Raw genomic sequence first — 16,209 nt, 5'->3', positions numbered from 1 at the left:
GGATACGCGACTCGGCATATCGTTCCTTCACGTAAGCCCTTTTCGGGACCCTTCGCGGGGTCCGCTGCCGGGCCCTCCCCCGGGGCCCTTCGAGGAGTGACGTGAGAAGCCGTGCCGTCCGGCCGTTCGTCCAGGCCCTCGCGTCCGGCGTGCTCGCCGTGGCGGCCGGGGTGGCGCTCGCCGGGTGCGGGGCCGGGGGCGGGCTGGTGAGCGACGGGCCGACGCCGGCCGCCGCCGGGCCGGTGCGGCTCTGGCCGGAGCTGCCGCCCGCCTCCGATCCGCCGGTGGACTACGGGGAGACCGACACCGAGCGGGTGCCGGGGATCGCCGTGCGGGACGCCGACGTCCGGACGGTGGACCCGGTGGCGGTGCTGCGGGCGGAGGCGGCGGCGCACTCCGACACCTTCGCCGGGCCGGACGGGGACCACGAGGAGACCGCGCGGGCGGTGCTGGCCTGCGGCTCGGCACCGTCCGCGTGCCCGGTGCTGCGGGCGTACCGCCACGATCTGACGGGCGACGGGCGGGACGAGCTGATCGCGGGCGTGCGGCTGCCGGGCCAGCAGGTCGCCGTCCGCGTCTACCTCGCGGAGGACGGCGGCCTCACCCGGGTGATGTCCGCCGTCGAGCAGGTGGTGAGCGTGGAGCTGGCCGGGCGGGACCTGATCGTGCGGGCCGCGTCGGCGGGCATCCCGGGGTACGAGTACCGGACCGTCTGGTCGTGGGACGCGCGGCAGCACGCCGTGCTGCCGGCCCGGGACGAGATCGTGCCGCTGCGGCCCCGGCCCGTCCCGTCCCGGTCGGGGGCCACCCCGGAGCCGGTGTCGTGACGGCGCGCCCGCGACGGCCCCGGGCGCCCGCCTGGACCGCGACCCTCACCTGGAAGGCGGCCCTCTTCATCGCGGCGATGTGCTGCGCGCTGGCCGCGCTGCTCGGCGTCCTCGTGCACGTCTCGGTGACCGGGCAGACCGTGCGGGACGCGCGGGAGAAGGCGCTGTCCCGGCTCACCGAGGTCACCCGGCTGTACGAGGCGGGCGAGCCGCTGCCGCGGTTCGCCGGGCTCGACCCGGCCGGGCTGCCGGCGCCGCTGCGGCGGCTGGTCGCGGACGGCGAGCGGGGTTCCGCGCTGGGCTCGTACGAGGGGCGGCCGGTGATGTGGGCGGCGGGTCCGGCGGACGGCCGGGCGCTGGCGGTGCGGGTCGACCACAGCGTGGGCGCGGGGACCATCGACGCCCTGGACCGGTCGATCGTCGGGTCGTCGGTGCTCGCCATCGCGGCGACCCTGGCCGTCGGCGTGTTCGCCGTCACCCGGGTGACCCGGCGGCTGCACCTGACCGCGCGGGTGGCCGGGCGGATCACGGCCGGGGACCTGGACGCGCGGGTGGACGATCCCCGGACGCGGGACCCGCGCCGGGTGCGGGACGAGGTGGCGATCGTGTCGGGCGCGCTGGACACCATGGCCGCCTCGCTCCAGCGCAAGCTGCGCGGCGAGCAGCGCTTCACGGCGGACGTGGCGCACGAGCTGCGGACGCCGCTGACGGGGCTGTCGGCCGCCGCCGAGCTGCTGCCGGAGGGCCGGCCGGCGGAGCTGGTGCGGGACCGGGTGCGGGCGCTGCGGGCGCTGACCGAGGACCTGCTGGAGATCTCCCGGCTGGACGCGGGCACCGGGACCGTGGACCTGGCGGTGCACCGGCTGGGACCGCTGGTGGAGCGGGCGGCGCGGGCCCCGGGGGCGGAGGCGGAGGTGCGGGTGGTGCGGGACGCGGAGGTGGCGACGGACCGGCGGCGGCTGGAGCGGGTGCTGGGCAATCTGCTGGCCAACGCGCATCGGCACGGCCGGGCGCCGGTGGAGGTGACGGTGGACGGCCCCGAGGTGACGGTGCGGGACCACGGGCCGGGCTACCCGGAGTACCTGCTGGTGTCGGGGCCGCAGCGGTTCCGGACGGAGAGCGGCGGGAAGGGGCACGGGCTCGGGCTGACGATCGCGGCGGGGCAGGCGGAGGCGATCGGCGCGGAACTGGTGTTCGGGACGGCCCTGGAGGGCGGCGCCGTGGCGCGGCTGCGGCTGCCGGAGTACGGGCGTCCCGACGGCACCGGCGAGGACATCGGCGGGACCGGCGACGGCGGCACCGGGGAGACCGGCGGCACCGGGGCCGTACCGCCGAAGCCGTAGGGACCTGAGCCGTACCGCCGGGGCCGTACCACCGGGGGCGTACGGCCGGAAGTACGGAGGGGTGCCCGCCGTGGCTCCGGTGGCCGTCCGCACGGCGCACCGCACGGCACACCGTACGACAAAAGGGACATACGGTGTGCGTCTTGCTACGTTGCCGACCATGACCGCACCTCGGAGCACGGGCACGGGCACCGGCGCGCGCCCGTCCGGGCCGGCCGGCGGCCGCGCCCCGAAGCGGCGCGGGGTGGAGCTGGTGCTGCTCCTCGGCGCCGTCCTCATCTCCGTCTGCGGCTACGCCGAGGTGGGGCTCGCGCACGACGGGGCCGTGCCGCCGGACGCCGCCCGGTACGGGGCGGGGCTCGGGCTGCTGGCGCTCCTGGCGCACCTGGCCGTCCGGCTGCGCGCGCCCTACGCCGACCCGCTGCTGCTGCCCATCGCCGTGCTGCTCAACGGGCTCGGCCTGGTGCTCATCTACCGGCTGGACCTGGAGACGCCGAGGGACCAGGCGGCCACCCCGCAGCTGGTGTGGTCCACGCTCGGGGTGGCCCTCTTCATCGTGGTGGTGGTGCTGCTGCGCGACCACCGCGCCCTCCAGGGGTACGCGTACGTCTGCGTCGCCGCCGCGCTGGCCCTGATGATCCTGCCGATCTTCTTCCCGGCCGTGAACGGGGCCCGCATCTGGATCCGGTTCGGCGGGCTCTCCTTCCAGCCGGGTGAGTTCGCGAAGATCCTGCTCGCGGTCTTCTTCGCCGCCTACCTCTCGGCCAACCTCGGCGTGCTGGCGTACGCCGGGCGCCGGATCTGGCGGTTCCAGTTCCCGACCTGGCGGGTGCTCGGGCCGATCGTGGCGATCTGGCTGGTGAGCGTCGGCGTCCTCGTCCTGGAGCGGGACCTCGGCACCTCGCTGCTGTTCTTCGGCCTCTTCGTGATCATGCTGTACGTGGCGACCGGGCGGACCGGCTGGATCGCGATCGGGCTGCTGCTCGCGGCGGCCGGGGCGTTCCTGATCGGCTCGGTCGAACCGCACGTGCACGGCCGGGTGCAGGACTGGCTCGACCCGTACGCCTCCATCCGGGCGGGCGACGGGCCCGGCCAGCTCGCCCAGTCCCTCTTCGCCTTCGCCGCCGGCGGCTTCCTCGGCACCGGGCTCGGCCTGGGCCACTCGGTCCTCATCGGCTTCGCCGCCAAGTCGGACTTCATCCTGGCGACGGCCGGCGAGGAGCTGGGACTGCTCGGCCTGACCGCGCTCTTCCTGCTGTACGCGCTCTTCGTGGGGCGCGGCTACCGGGCCGGGCTGTCACTGCGGGACCCCTTCGGGCGGCTGCTCGCGGTGGGGCTCGCGTCGATCGTGGCGCTCCAGGTCTTCGTCATCGCGGGCGGGGTGATGGGGCTGATCCCGCTGACCGGCATGGCGATGCCGTTCCTGGCGCAGGGAGGGTCGTCGGTGGTGACGAACTGGGTGATCGTGGCGCTGCTGGTGCGGGTCAGCGACTCCGCGCGGGCGCCGGAACCGGCGGCGGCGGGGCCGGGCGAACCGGCCCGGGTGGAGGAGCGGGCGGGATGATCCGGTACATCCGGCGGGCCGCCGCGCTCTGCCTCCTGCTGCTGGCCGCGCTCCTGGTGAACGCGGTCCGGGTGATGGTCGTCGAGGCCGGGGAGCTGGACGCGAATCCGGCCAACCGGCGCGGCCCGATCGCCCGCTGGGCCGAGCCGCGCGGCGAGATCCTGGTGGACGGCGAGCCGGTGACCGGCTCCCGGGACAGCGGCCAGCAGCTCCGCTGGGAGCGGACCTACCGCAAGGGGCCGCTGTACGCGCCGGTGACCGGCTACGCCTCGCAGACGTACGGCACCACCCTGGTCGAGAACGCCCGGGACGGCATCCTCGCCGGGACCGACCCGGCGCTGGCGCCGCTGCCGCTGTGGAACGAGCTGACCCGGGGCCGCTCCCCCGGCGGCGACGTGGCGACCACCGTCCGGGCGGCCGTGCAGGAGGCGGCCTACCGGGGGCTGGACGGCAAGCGGGGCGCGGTGGTCGCCCTGGAGCCGTTCAGCGGCCGGATCCTGGCGCTGGTGTCCTCGCCGTCGTACGAGCCGGGGGTGCTGTCCGGCACCGGGCCCCGGGTGGAGGAGGCGTGGTCCCGGCTGACCACCTCGCCGAACCAGCCGATGCTGAACCGGGCGCTGCGGCAGACCTATCCGCCCGGCTCCGCCTTCAAGATCGTGACGGCGGCGGCGGCGCTGGACGAGGGGGTGGTGCGGGACGTGGACGCGCCGACCGACACCCCCGATCCGTTCGTGCTGCCGGGGACCCGGCAGGTGCTGCCGAACGAGGCGAAGGGGTGCGCGGACGCGTCCCTCGCGTACGCCCTCCAGTGGTCGTGCAACACGGTGATGGCCGGGCTGGGGGTGGACGTGGGGCTGGACGGGATGGTGGCGGCGGCGGAGCGGTTCGGCTTCGACGACACGACGCTGCGGGTGCCGTCCTGGGTGGCGAAGTCCAACTTCGACCGGCGGATGAGCCCGGACCAGCTCGCCCTGTCGTCGATCGGGCAGTTCGACACGACGGCGACGCCGCTCCAGATGGCGATGGTGGCGGCGGCGGTCGCCAACAACGGCGAGATCGCGCGGCCGTACCTGGTGGAGCGGACGACGACGGCCGGCGGGGCGACCGTGGAGCGCACCCCGCGCGACCGCTACCGGCAGGCGATGAGCCCGTCGACCGCCCTCCGGCTCCAGCGGCTGATGGTGCGGGCGGTGGAGGAGGGCACGGGCACCAACGGGGCGGTCCCGGGGGCCCGGGTCGGCGGGAAGACGGGCACGGCGCAGCACGGCTTCGGCAACACGGGGACCCCGTACGCCTGGTTCATCGCCTGGGCGCAGGCCGACGACGCGGCCCGGCCGGCGGTGGCGGTGGCGGTGGTCGTGGAGGACGCGGAGGCGTCCCGCACGGACATCAGCGGCGGCGGCAGCGCGGCGCCGATCGCGCGGGCGGTGATGGAGGAGGCGCTGCGGCTGGACGCCGAGTCCCGCACGGGCGGGGCGCCGGGGGCGCGGGGCGGGCGGCCGTCCGCCGCCCCGGCTCCGGTGGGGCCGCCGGGCGGCCCGGGGCGGTCTACTCCGCCGCCGCGCCGTCCCTGACGGCCTCGGCGACCTCGGCGACCCGGGCCCGCTCCTCGGCCGCGAAGCGTTCGGCGTCGAGCCGCTCGGCGATCTCCTCGTCCTGGCTCATGAGCAGGTCGAGGCTGGAGTCGCCGAGGTCGAGGACGCCCATGTCGAGGTAGGCCCGCTGGAGGCGCTCGCCCCACAGGCCGATGTCCTTGACGCAGGGCACGATCCGGCTGAACAGCAGCTTCCGGAAGAGGTGCAGGAACTCGCTGCGCTCGCTGTACTCCTCGGCCTCCTTGCGGGGGACGCCGAAGTTCTCCAGCACCTCGACGCCGCGCAGCCGGTCGCGCATCAGGTGGCAGCCCTCGATGACGAACTCCTCGCGCTCGCGCAGTTCGGCGTCGGTGAGCTGCTTGTAGTGGTCGCGCAGGGCCATCCGGCCGAAGGCCACGTGCCGGGCCTCGTCCTGCATGACGTAGGCGAGGATCTGCTTCGGGAGCGGCTTGTCGGTGGTGTCGCGGATCATGCCGAAGGCGGCGAGGGCGAGGCCCTCGATGAGGACCTGCATGCCGAGGTAGGGCATGTCCCAGCGGGAGTCGCGCAGGGTGTCGTCGAGGAGGGTCTGGAGGTCGTCGTTGATCGGGTAGAGCATCCCGACCTTGTCGTGGAGGAAGCGGCCGTAGATCTCGGCGTGCCGGGCCTCGTCCATGGTCTGGGTGGCGGAGTAGAACTTGGCGTCGAGGTCGGGTGCGGACTCGACGATCCGGGCGGCGCAGACCATGGCGCCCTGCTCGCCGTGGAGGAACTGGCTGAAGTTCCAGGCGGCGTAGTGGCGGCGCAGTTCGCCCCGGTCCTTCTCGGTGAGCTTGGCCCAGTGGCGGGTGCCGTGCAGGGCGAGCGCCTCGTCGGGGGTGCCGAGGGGGTCGTACGGGTCGACCTCCAGGTCCCAGTCGATGCGGCGGGCGCCGTCCCACTGCTTGTCCTTGCCCTTCTGGTAGAGGGCGAGGAGGCGTTCCCGGCCGGTGTCGGCCAGGTCGTACTCCCAGGAGAAGCGGGCGTCCCCGGTGGCCGGGATCTCCCGGCCGGCCCCGGACGGGGGGTTCACGTAGAGCTCGTGCGTCGACATCGACCACTCCTTCCAGCCGTCGGGAGCAGGCTCACACGTTGCTGACAGATCGTCAACAAGTCGCGCACGAGGGATTGACGGCTTTGCTGACGGCAGGTCTCATAAGAGGTGACCGACGGTAACCCGCTGCTCGCGCCCCCGTGAGGTGTCCCCCGCCATGAGCCCCCGCACCGAGCCCGACTTCACCCTGATGCGGGACGCCCTCGGCCCGCTCCGCGACCGCGAGCGACTCGCCGAGCGGCTCCTCGACGCCTCCCGCCGGCACTCCCACGACCCCGACGCCGAACTCGACTGGGACGCCCCCTACGAGGACGGCAAGTGGTTCTGGCCCCCGGAGCTGGTCTCCCTCTACGACACCCCGCTGTGGCGGCGGATGTCCGAGGAGCAGCGGATCGCGCTCTCCCGCCACGAGGCCGCCGCGCTCGCCTCGCTCGGCATCTGGTTCGAGGTCATCCTCATGCAGCTCCTCGTCCGGCACGTCTACGACCGGGACCTGACCAGCCATCACGTCGGCTACGCGCTCACCGAGATCGCCGACGAGTGCCGCCACTCGATGATGTTCGCCCGCATGATCCGCAAGGGCGGCACCGGCTCGTACCCGGTCCCCCGGGTCCACCACAACCTCGCCCGCGTCCTCAAGTCCGTCTCCACCACCCCCGGCTCCTTCGCCTCCACCCTCCTCGGCGAGGAGGTCCTGGACTGGATGCAGCGGCTCACCTTCCCCGACGAGCGGGTCCAGCCGCTGGTGCGCGGCGTGACCCGCATCCACGTCGTCGAGGAGGCCCGGCACGTCCGGTACGCGCGCGAGGAGCTGCGCCGCCAGATGGCGACCGCCCCCCGCTGGCAGCGCGAGATGACCGCGCTGAGCTGCGGCGAGTCCGCCCGGGTCTTCTCCAGCTGCTTCGTCAACCCCGGGGTGTACGACGCCGTCGGCCTCGACCGGCGGCGGGCGGTCGCCGAGGTCAGGGCCAGCGGCCACCGGCGCGAGGTGATGCGGACCGGCGCCGAGCGGCTGACGGACTTCCTCGACGACGTCGGCCTGCTCCAGGGCCCGGCCCGGCGGCTGTGGAAGTCCTCCGGACTGCTGGCCTGACGGCGCGCGGCCCACGGACCGTGACGCGGACACCGGCCCGGAGCCGGACGCACCGGGGTTACCCTGCGGGCATGACCAGCGCCGCCTCGCCCGCGTACCGCCGGCTCAGCGTCGAGGAGCGGCGCGGCCAGCTCCTGGAGGCCGCCCTCGGACTCTTCGCCCACCGGGCGCCCGAGGACGTCTCCCTCGACGACGTCGCCGAGGCCGCCGGGGTCTCCCGCCCGCTGGTCTACCGCTACTTCCCCGGCGGCAAGCAGCAGCTGTACGAGGCCGCCCTGCGGTCCTCCGCCGACGCCCTCAACCGCTGCTTCCACGAACCGGCCGAGGGCCCGCCCACCGAGCGCCTCGGCCGGGTCCTCGACCGCTACCTCGCCTTCGTCGACGGCCACGACGCCGGGTTCAGCGCCCTGCTGCGCGGCGGCAGCGTCGTGGAGACCTCCCGCACCACCGCCATCGTGGACGAGGTGCGCCGGGAGGCGGCCGGGCAGATCCTCCACCACCTGGGCGCCGAGCGGCCGGGCCCCCGGCTCGCGATGCTGGTGCGCACCTGGATCGCGGCCGTCGAGGCGGCCTCGCTGCTCTGGCTCGACGAGGAGAAGCGGCTGCCCGCCGCCGAGCTGCGGGACTGGCTGGTCGACCACCTGGTGGGCGTCCTCGTGGTGAGCGCGGCGGGCGATCCCGAGACGGCCGGGACGGTGCGCGGGCTGCTCGCCCGGGAGCGCCCGGACGGCCCGGTGGCGGACCTGGCCCGGCGGCTGCTGCCGCTGGCGGACGAGGCGGCCCGGCTGCTCTGAGCCCGCCGGGGGAGACTGGACGGGTGAGAAGCGAGAACACCCCCTTCCGCGGCGGCCCGCTCGACGGCCGGGTGCTGCCGGTCCTGCTCGGCCCGACGGGCCATCCGCCCAAGTGGTACGAGGTGCCGGTCCCGGCCCACGACGGCCGGCCCGCCGTGCGGTACGCCTACCGGCGCGAGCCCGCCGGATACTCCAAGCGGCTCGGACTCCAGCGCGGCTGGGTCTACGCGTACGCCCCCGGGGGCCGCGAGCGGCGCGAGATCCGGTGGCCGTGGTCCAAGCCGCGCACCGGGACCGCCGGTCCGGACGGTGCCGGTCCGGACGGTGCGCCGAAGGAGTGAGGGGCCGGGCCACGCCCGCATGCGTACGGTGATCGGATGAAATGACGCGCCATGATGCTCCGGAGCCCGCTCTGGAGGTGGTGGTGACGTGGCGCGACGACTCCTGCGCACGCTCGGCACGGGGGCCCTGGCCGCCCTGACGGCCCTGTCCGGCACGACCGCCGTCACCGCCGCCGCCCCGGCACCGCCGGGACCGGTGGAATCGATGGGGCCGGTGGAATCGGCCAGGCCCGTGGGACCGGAGGAGTCACCGGGGCCGGTGGGACCCGTGGAGTCCACCGGGCCGGTGGGGCCGACGGGGTCCGGGGAGCCGGTGGGGCCCTTGGAACCGGCGGAGTCCACGGGGCCGGGCGGGCCGGTGGGGCCGGGTGCCGCGTCCTCCGGGGACGCCGGGGAGACCGGCCGGAGCGGGCCCGGGGACTCCGTGGCCGTCCTGCTGACCCGGCTGCGGACCCTCTACCGGCAGGCCGAGGCCGCCACCGAGCGGTACAACGCCGCCGAGGAGGCGCTGCGGCTCCAGACCGCCGACACCCGCCGGGTCACCGCCGCCCTGGCGGGCGCCAGGACCGCCCTGGCGCGCGGGCGGGACGAGGCCGGACGGCTGGCCCGCGAGCAGTACCAGGGCCGCGGCGGGTACGACTCCCCGCTGCGGCTCCTCTTCTCCCCCGACCCGCAGTCCGCGCTGGACGCCGGGCACCTGATGGACCGGGCCGCCCGCGACCGGGCCACCGCCGTCCCCCGGCTCCGGGAGGCCGAGCGCCGGGCCGCCGGGCTTGCCACCGCCTCCCGCACCGCCCTCGACCGGCAGCGCGCCCTCCTCGCCCGGCAGGGCACCGCCCGCGACGGGGTGCGCGCGCGGCTCGCGGAGGTCGAGCGGCTGCTCGCCTCCCTCTCCCCCGACCAGCTCGCCGGGGTGGAGGCGCGGGAGCGGACCGAGACCGCCGGGGCCCAGGGCGCGCTGCTCGACAGCGGCGTCCTCGACGGCACCCGGCACCCGTCCGGGGCGGGCGCCGAGGCGCTGCGCTTCGCCGTGGACCAGCTCGGCAAGCCGTACGAGTGGGGGGCCGAGGGGCCGGAGTCGTACGACTGCTCGGGGCTGACCCAGCGGGCGTGGGCGGCGGCCGGCCGGGAGATCCCCCGCACCAGCCAGGAGCAGTGGGCCGAGCTGCCCCGGGTGCCGCTGGCCGGGCTGCGCCCCGGCGACCTGGTCGTGTACTTCCCGGAGGCCACCCACGTGGCGCTCTACCTCGGCGGCGGCCTGGTGGTGCAGGCCCCCCGGCCGGGCGCCCGGGTGAAGGTCTCCCCGATCGCGGCGAACCCGCTGCTCGGGGCCGTACGACCCGATCCGGGCGCGGAGGCCCTGGCGGCGTACGTCCCTCCCGCGCTGCCGGAGGCGGCCCGGGAGGGGTCGGACGAGGGCTACCGGGAGGCTCAGGCCCCGGCGGAGACCGAGGCCAGGTAGGCGGCGGCCTTCTCCGGCTCGTAGAAGAAGTGCTCGAAGTCGGCCGGGTCGTCGAAGCCGTTGGCGACGCGGTCGGCGACGGGCTGGAGCTGCCCGGCGGCGCCGAGCAGGTTCAGGACGTGCTCCGGCGGCGGGGCCAGCATCGCGTTGGTCCACTTGGTGACGGGTTCGGCGGTGCGCCAGTAGCGGGCGAAGGCGGACCGCATCCACGCCTCGTCGAAGGGCCGGTCGCCCTGCTCGACGATCGCCGCCAGGTAGGCGGCGGCGCACTTGGAGGCCGAGTTGGAGCCCTGGCCGGTGATCGGGTCGTTGGCGACGACGACGTCGGCGACGCCGAGGACCAGGCCGCCGGAGGGCAGCCGGCCGACGGGGTTGCGGACGGTCGGCGCGTAGCGGCCGGCGAGGGTGCCGCCCGCGTCGGTCAGCTCGACCCTGGTGGCCCGCGCGTACTCCCAGGGGATGAAGCGCTCCATCAGCTCCAGGGTGAGCGCCAGGTGCTCGGCGGGGTCCTTGACGCCCCGGAAGGCGTCGACGGGGCCGCCGGGCAGGCCCTCCCAGAAGAGGATGTCGGCGCGGCCGCCGGTGGTGAGGGTCGGCATGACGAACAGTTCGCCGACGCCGGGCACGATGTTGCAGCGGACCGCGTCGAAGTCGGGGTGCTCGGGGCGCGGGCCGAGGCCGTGGACGTAGGCGACGGCCAGCGCGCGCTGCGGCTCGGTGTGCGGGGAGCGCTCGGCGTCCCGGCCGAACATGGAGACCAGCTCGCCCTTGCCTGCGGCGACGAGGACCAGGTCGTAGCGGCGGGCGAAGAAGTCGAGGTCGCCGACGGACGCGCCGTGGATGACGAGCTGGCCGCCGCGCTGGGCGAAGGTCTCCATCCAGCCGGCCATCTTGACGCGCTGGTCGACGGACTGGGCGATGCCGTCGAGGCGGCCGACCCAGTCGATGGGGCGGGCGGAGTCGGGGCCCGCGACGGAGAGGCCGAGGCCCTCGATCCGGGGGGCCTGGGACTCCCAGAAGTTCAGGCCGAGGTCGCGCTCGTGCTGGAGCGCGGTGTGGAACATGCACTGGGTGGACATGACCCGGCCGGAACGGACCTCGTCCGCCGTCCGGTTCGACATGAGGGTGACCTCGTACCCCTGGGACTGGAGGCCGAGGGCGAGCTGGAGGCCGGACTGTCCGGCGCCGACTATGAGTATCTTCCGCATGGGCGGGGGCTCCTGGCGAAGACGGGGGCGGGCTATTCGGGCGTGGCGGAGAGCGCGTGCTCGACCATGGCGAGGAGCGTCTCGACGACGCTGTAGCGCTTGCGCGCGTCCATGATCACCACGGGGACCTCCGGGGAGATCGTCAGGGCCTCCCTGACGTCCTCCGGCTCGAACAGTTCGGTGCCCTCGAAGTGGTTGACCGCCACCACGTACGGCAGCCCGCAGCTCTCGAAGTAGTCGAGGGCCGGGAAGCAGTCGGTGAGGCGGCGGGTGTCGGCGAGCACGATCGCGCCTATCGCGCCGCGCACCAGGTCGTCCCACATGAACCAGAAGCGCTGCTGGCCGGGGGTGCCGAAGACGTACAGGACCAGGTCGTTGTCGAGGGTGATCCGGCCGAAGTCCATCGCCACGGTGGTGGTGAGCTTGTCCGGGGTGGCGGTGAGGTCGTCGGTCTCCTCGCTGGCCTGCGTCATCAGGGCCTCGGTCTGGAGCGGGGTGATCTCCGAGACCGCGCGGACGAAGGTGGTCTTGCCGACGCCGAAGCCTCCCGCGACCACGATCTTCGTCGCGATCGGGGCCCGGCTGTGGTCGAGCTGCCAGTCCTGGGCGCCGTCCTCGGGATCTGGTTCGGCGGTCCCGCCGCGCTGCTGGGCGGGGATCGCCACGGCGGGCCGGCCGGTCTCCGGGGAGGCGGCCCGGGGAGGGGCGGTCTCCTGGGGAACGGCCTCCGGGAGGACGGTCTCCGGGAGGACCGTCTCCGGGGAGGCGGAGACGGTGGTGGCGTCAGAGACGACGGAGTCCACTCAGCACCCTTTCGAGGAGCGCGCGGTCGGGCTGCCCGGTGTCGTGACCGGTCCCGTACACACGGATCTTTCCCTGGTCGGCCAGGTCGCTGAGCAGCACCCGGACGACACCCAACGGCATCTTGAGGAGGGCCGAGATCTCCGCGACGGTCCGCATCCGGCGGCAGATCTCGACGATGGCGCGCATCTCGGGCATGAGCCCTCGGGCGCCGGGGCCGCCGTCCGTGAGGACCTTGCGGGCGGGGGCCGCCTCCAGGGCGGCCACGAAGGTCTCCACGAGCAGCACGTGTCCGAAGCGGGTGCGGCCGCCGGTGAGCGAGTACGGGCGCACGCGCGCGGGGCGCCGCCCCTCGCCCCGGACCGGCAGGCGCCGGGCGGAGAGCGAGGTCACCGGTAGCTCTCCATCGCCTCGCGCAGCTCGCTGCGGACCTCGGGGGTGAGGACGTGTCCGGCCCGGCCCACGAAGAGGGCCATGTGGTAGGCGACGACGCTCATGTCGCAGTCGGGGGTGGCGTGCACGCCGAGCAGCGAGCCGTCGCTGATCGACATCACGAAGACGCTGCCCTCCTCCATGGCGACCATGGTCTGCTTCACCCCGCCGCCCTCCATCAGCCGGGCGGCGCCCACGGTGAGGCTGCCGATGCCGGAGACGATGGTGGCCAGGTCGGCGCTGGAGCCGCGCGGGCCCCGGGGGCGGGCGGCCCCGTCGTCCCCGGGGCCGGCCGGCGGCTCCGGGTCGGAGGAGAGCAGCAGGAGCCCGTCGGAGGAGACGACGGCGACCGAGCGGACGCCGGGCACCTCCTCGACCAGGTTGCCCAGCAGCCATTGCAGGTTGCGGGCCTCGGTGCTCTGCCCGTACGTCCCGGTGGTGCCGGTGGGTACGGTCGTACTGGTGGTGCCGGTCGTTCCCGTGGCGGTCAACTGCGTGCCTCCTCGACTGAGTCCCCCGTCATCTCCTCTGTGCGCGTGGTGCTCTCGGCCGCTATCTCCGCCTCGACGTCACGGCGTCCGGCGACGGCGCCCTGGTGGAAGCCGCCCAGCCGGCGGCGCAGCGCGTCGGCGTCGACCGCGCCCCGGCGGGGGGCGGTGGGCGACGCGGGGGCGCGGACCACCTGGGGGGTCCGCTTGGGCAGGCCCTTGTCGGTGACGCGCTCCCACTGGGCGGGGCGCGGTCCGGGGAGCTGCCCCTCGTCCACGGGTCCGGCCTGCTCCGGCACGAGCGGCTCGGGCGCGGGCCGCTCCGGGGCCGCCGCGGCGGGCGGTTCGGGGGTGCGCTCGTGGCTGTCCGGCTCGGGCGGCGGGTCGGGCAGCCGCACCTGGAGGGTGGTCTCGGAGACGGACTCGACGGGGGCGTACGGCTCCTCGGCCGGGTACGCCTCCTGGGGCGGGTACGGCTCCTGGGACGCGGGCGCGGGCTCGGGGGCGTACGGCTCCTCGGGCGCGTACGGCTCCTCCTGGGCGGGGGCCGGCGCGGGCTCCTGGTGCGCGGCCCGGAAGGCGCGCTCGGCGGCCTCCACCAGCGGGTCCCGGCCGCGGGACGGCAGCGTGTTGGAGTTGGCCTCGGCCTCGGAGCCGGGCAGGTGGACGACGGGCACCGGGCCCGCGGCGCCGAAGCGGACCGGCTCGGGTCCGGCGGCCGGCGGGGCGGCCGGGAGCAGCGGCAGCGGCAGCACGACGACGGCGGCGGTGCCGCCGGGCTTCTGCTCGCGCAGTTCGACGCCGACGTCGTGCCGGGCGGCGAGCAGGGAGACGACCCGCATGCCGAGGCCCTCGCCCTCGAAGCCGTCCGGGTCGGCGGTGGCGAGGCGGGCGTTCAGCTCGGCGCGCCGGTGCTCGGGGATCCCTATGCCGGAGTCCTGGACGGAGAGCATGACCTCGCCGCTCTCCAGGAGCCAGCCGGAGAGCTGGACCTCGGCGTCCGGCGGGGAGAAGGCGGTGGCGTTCTCCAGGAGTTCGGCGACGAGGTGGCTGAGGTCGTCCGCGGCGAAGCCGGCGACCTGGGCGTGCGGCGGCAGGGACTGGATGGTGACCCGCTCGTACCGCTCGATCTCGCTGACGGCGGCGCGCAGCACGTCGACCAGCGGGACCGGCCCGCCGTGGCCGTGGACGTGCTCGTGGCCGGCGAGGACGAGGAGGTTCTCGCTGTGGCGGCGCATGACGGTCGCCATGTGGTCGAGCTTGAAGAGGGTGGCGAGCCGGTCGGGGTCCTGCTCGCGCTCCTCCAGCTTCTCGATGACGGCGAGCTGGCGGTCGACGAGGCCGAGGCTGCGCAGCGAGAGGTTGACGAAGCTGTGGTGGACGGTGTCGCGGAGCCGTCCGAGGTCGGCGGTGAGGAGCGCGATCCGGCCCTGGAGGTCGGCGCGCAGGGTGGCCAGTTCGGCCTCGGCGGCCTCCTGGGCGGCGGTCTGGGCGGCCCGCTCGCCGGTGAGCCGGCCGGTGTGCGCGGCGAGGGCGGCGAGCTGCCCGTGGAGGGTGTTGAGGGAGCGGACGACCTGGGCGAACTCGTCGTTGCGGCCGGTGAAGCGGACGGCTTCCTCGGCGGCCGGGTCGGGCGCGGCGGCGAGCCGGGCGGCGCCGATGCGCAGGACGGCGAGCGGCCGGGTGAGGCTGCGGGCGACGTAGGTGGAGACGGCCACGGCGGCGAGCAGGCAGGCGCCGACGAGGGCGAGGTGCAGTTCGAGGGCGGTGACGTCGTCGTCGCGCAGGACGGTGAGCCGCTCGACGCGCTTGGCGGCGAGGGCGGACTCGACGCTCCGCATCTGCTCGATGCGGGCGGAGAGCGCGGCGTCGAGACCGGCCGGGGGGGTGCGGGTCTCGGCGGCGGTCAGGGTGGGCCGGTCGGTGAGCCGGCCGAGGGCCTGCTCGGCGGTCTTGACCTCGGGGCCGGTGACGGCCTGCGCGAAGGAGTCGCGGGCGGTGGCTCCGGCGGAGCGGTCGAAGTCGGCGAGGGCGGCGAGTTCGCTGACGCGGGCCTGCTGGGCGGCGGTGCTCAGCAGGTCGCGGGCGCGCTGGGCCTCCTTGGCGCCCTCGGGCTCGTCGGGGACGTAGGTGCCGGTCTCCGCGTCGTAGTGGATGTCGCCGGTGGGCTTGGGCTGCGGGACGAGGAGAGCTCCGAGGAGGAGGCCGCGGGTGGCGGACGCCTGCTCGACGGCGCGGCCGAGGTCGGCGGGGGCGCGGGAGTCGCCGGTGGGGCCGTCGGCGGCGCGCGGCGGGGTCTGCCGGGCCAGGTCGTCGGCGAGTTCCTGGAGCTTGCCGATGAGGTCGCCGTAGGCCCGGTGGGCCTCCAGGGCGGTGCCCTTGCCGGTGACGGCGGTGCGCCGCAGCGAGGGGACGGAGGCCAGGTCGCGGCGGAGCCCGGCGGGGGCGGCGGCGCGGATCTCGTCGATCTGCCGGTCGACGCGGGCGGAGGTGGCGGGGTCGAGGACCCAGCGCTGCTTCCCGGAGCCGGTCTGCCCCTCGCGGCCGGCGGCGATGTGGGCGACGACCTCGTCGCGCTCGTCGGCGAGGGAGTGGGCGAGGGTGACGGCCTGCCGGTCGAGTTCGGCGAGGGCGACCAGGCGCCGGGAGTCGTCGAGGTCGGCGGAGGCGGCGAGGACCGCGGGGGCGCCGGCGCCGAGCACGGTGATGCCGACGAGGGCGACACCGGCGACGAGCCGGGTGCGGACGCGCTTGGGACGGCCCTGGGGGGCCGGGGCCGGGACGGCGGGCGGGGTGCCCTGGTCCGGCGCGCTGCCGGGGGCCGGGGGCTGACCGGGGGTCCGGCTCCGCGCGCCGTTCATGCTCCGAGGCCGCTTCTTCTGCACCGGTGCTCGCATTCTTGACTCGTCCGCCCACACAGCAGAGGTGACGGCCGGTCACGAGGTTCCGCCCCCACCCCTGGTACGGCTTCCGACCATTCCAGCGCTTCCGGGTAGAAGACGGGCATCGGCCGCTCCGCCACCCGAACGAGTGAACAACACTCCTGAGTTGGCGAACAACTTCCGGCGGCGGCGGGCGGGGGCCCGTTCCGGCCCCCGGCTGGATCTTCGGGGCGGGCTTTGACAGGATGCGCGCCCGCAGGTCGCCGGAGCCGTCAGTTCCGCCCCGGGCAGGGGCCACGGCCGGTTG

General features: G+C 75.5%; 14 protein-coding genes. 8 read left to right on the top strand and 6 right to left on the bottom strand.

Annotation, left to right across the window (positions count from 1 at the left end; all coding sequences use genetic code 11):
- Positions 1-101: 101 nt before the first annotated feature.
- The 4 genes from IE219_RS07715 to IE219_RS07700 all read left to right on the top strand — a co-directional run bounded on the left by IE219_RS07715 (position 102) and on the right by IE219_RS07700 (position 5,308).
- On the top strand, positions 102-827 hold the full coding sequence (locus IE219_RS07715; RefSeq protein WP_229849643.1) for a hypothetical protein: 726 nt from the start codon (positions 102-104) through the stop codon (positions 825-827).
- Positions 824-2,170, top strand: coding sequence for an ATP-binding protein (locus IE219_RS07710; protein ID WP_189975803.1), 1,347 nt, complete (start codon positions 824-826; stop codon positions 2,168-2,170). The genes IE219_RS07715 and IE219_RS07710 overlap by 4 nt, the downstream gene beginning before the upstream one ends.
- Positions 2,171-2,330: 160 nt before the next feature.
- Positions 2,331-3,734: an FtsW/RodA/SpoVE family cell cycle protein gene (locus tag IE219_RS07705; protein ID WP_189975802.1), complete on the top strand. Its 1,404-nt coding sequence runs from the start codon at positions 2,331-2,333 to the stop codon at positions 3,732-3,734.
- Complete coding sequence (locus IE219_RS07700; protein ID WP_189975801.1) at positions 3,731-5,308, top strand: penicillin-binding transpeptidase domain-containing protein; 1,578 nt, start codon at positions 3,731-3,733, stop codon at positions 5,306-5,308. The genes IE219_RS07705 and IE219_RS07700 overlap by 4 nt, the downstream gene beginning before the upstream one ends.
- Here the strand turns inward: IE219_RS07700 and IE219_RS07695 are convergent.
- The gene (locus IE219_RS07695) at positions 5,283-6,401 is read right to left on the bottom strand and encodes a ferritin-like domain-containing protein (protein WP_189975800.1); all 1,119 of its coding nucleotides are present in this window, start codon (positions 6,399-6,401) and stop codon (positions 5,283-5,285) included. The two genes, IE219_RS07700 and IE219_RS07695, sit on opposite strands and share 26 nt — an antisense overlap.
- Before the next feature lie 157 nt (positions 6,402-6,558).
- On the opposite strand from IE219_RS07695, the gene IE219_RS07690 reads away from it, so the two are divergent.
- The 4 genes from IE219_RS07690 (at position 6,559) to IE219_RS07675 (ending at position 10,091) form a co-directional block, all read left to right on the top strand.
- On the top strand, positions 6,559-7,494 hold the full coding sequence (locus tag IE219_RS07690; RefSeq protein WP_189975799.1) for an AurF N-oxygenase family protein: 936 nt from the start codon (positions 6,559-6,561) through the stop codon (positions 7,492-7,494).
- Positions 7,495-7,565: 71 nt separating this feature from the next.
- The gene (locus tag IE219_RS07685) at positions 7,566-8,288 is read left to right on the top strand and encodes a TetR/AcrR family transcriptional regulator (protein ID WP_189975798.1); all 723 of its coding nucleotides are present in this window, start codon (positions 7,566-7,568) and stop codon (positions 8,286-8,288) included.
- A 23-nt stretch (positions 8,289-8,311) separates the two neighbouring features.
- The gene (locus IE219_RS07680; protein WP_189975797.1) at positions 8,312-8,629 is read left to right on the top strand and encodes a DUF8847 domain-containing protein; all 318 of its coding nucleotides are present in this window, start codon (positions 8,312-8,314) and stop codon (positions 8,627-8,629) included.
- An 88-nt stretch (positions 8,630-8,717) separates the two neighbouring features.
- Complete coding sequence (locus IE219_RS07675; protein ID WP_189975796.1) at positions 8,718-10,091, top strand: C40 family peptidase; 1,374 nt, start codon at positions 8,718-8,720, stop codon at positions 10,089-10,091.
- Here the strand turns inward: IE219_RS07675 and IE219_RS07670 are convergent.
- The 5 genes from IE219_RS07670 to IE219_RS07650 form a co-directional block, all read right to left on the bottom strand.
- Positions 10,061-11,299, bottom strand: a complete 1,239-nt coding sequence (locus IE219_RS07670) for a styrene monooxygenase/indole monooxygenase family protein (RefSeq protein WP_189975795.1) — start codon at positions 11,297-11,299, stop codon at positions 10,061-10,063. The genes IE219_RS07675 and IE219_RS07670 overlap by 31 nt on opposite strands.
- Before the next feature lie 32 nt (positions 11,300-11,331).
- Positions 11,332-11,964: a GTP-binding protein gene (locus IE219_RS07665; RefSeq protein WP_373298797.1), complete on the bottom strand. Its 633-nt coding sequence runs from the start codon at positions 11,962-11,964 to the stop codon at positions 11,332-11,334.
- Between the two features lie 118 nt (positions 11,965-12,082).
- Positions 12,083-12,493 carry a DUF742 domain-containing protein gene (locus IE219_RS07660; RefSeq protein ID WP_189975794.1) on the bottom strand — a complete coding sequence of 137 codons (411 nt, stop codon included), beginning with the start codon at positions 12,491-12,493 and terminating at the stop codon, positions 12,083-12,085.
- Positions 12,490-13,023 carry a roadblock/LC7 domain-containing protein gene (locus tag IE219_RS07655; RefSeq protein WP_189975793.1) on the bottom strand — a complete coding sequence of 178 codons (534 nt, stop codon included), beginning with the start codon at positions 13,021-13,023 and terminating at the stop codon, positions 12,490-12,492. The genes IE219_RS07660 and IE219_RS07655 overlap by 4 nt, the downstream gene beginning before the upstream one ends.
- On the bottom strand, positions 13,020-15,905 hold the full coding sequence (locus tag IE219_RS07650) for a sensor histidine kinase (protein WP_373298786.1): 2,886 nt from the start codon (positions 15,903-15,905) through the stop codon (positions 13,020-13,022). Before IE219_RS07650 ends, IE219_RS07655 begins: the two co-directional genes overlap by 4 nt.
- Positions 15,906-16,209: the final 304 nt, after the last annotated feature.

This window comes from Streptomyces termitum (assembly GCF_014650175.1).
Taxonomy (GTDB): domain Bacteria; phylum Actinomycetota; class Actinomycetes; order Streptomycetales; family Streptomycetaceae; genus Streptomyces; species Streptomyces termitum.
The sequence above is the reverse complement of the archived record's forward strand: the minus strand, read 5'-3'. Positions and strand labels throughout refer to the sequence as shown.

Coding starts and splice junctions, on each gene's coding strand:
- IE219_RS07705 (WP_189975802.1), top strand. CDS start 2,331: ATGACCGCACCTCGGAGCACGGGCACGGGCACCGGCGCGCGCCCGTCC.
- IE219_RS07700 (WP_189975801.1), top strand. CDS start 3,731: ATGATCCGGTACATCCGGCGGGCCGCCGCGCTCTGCCTCCTGCTGCTG.
- IE219_RS07695 (WP_189975800.1), bottom strand. CDS start 6,401: ATGTCGACGCACGAGCTCTACGTGAACCCCCCGTCCGGGGCCGGCCGG.
- IE219_RS07690 (WP_189975799.1), top strand. CDS start 6,559: ATGAGCCCCCGCACCGAGCCCGACTTCACCCTGATGCGGGACGCCCTC.
- IE219_RS07685 (WP_189975798.1), top strand. CDS start 7,566: ATGACCAGCGCCGCCTCGCCCGCGTACCGCCGGCTCAGCGTCGAGGAG.
- IE219_RS07670 (WP_189975795.1), bottom strand. CDS start 11,299: ATGCGGAAGATACTCATAGTCGGCGCCGGACAGTCCGGCCTCCAGCTC.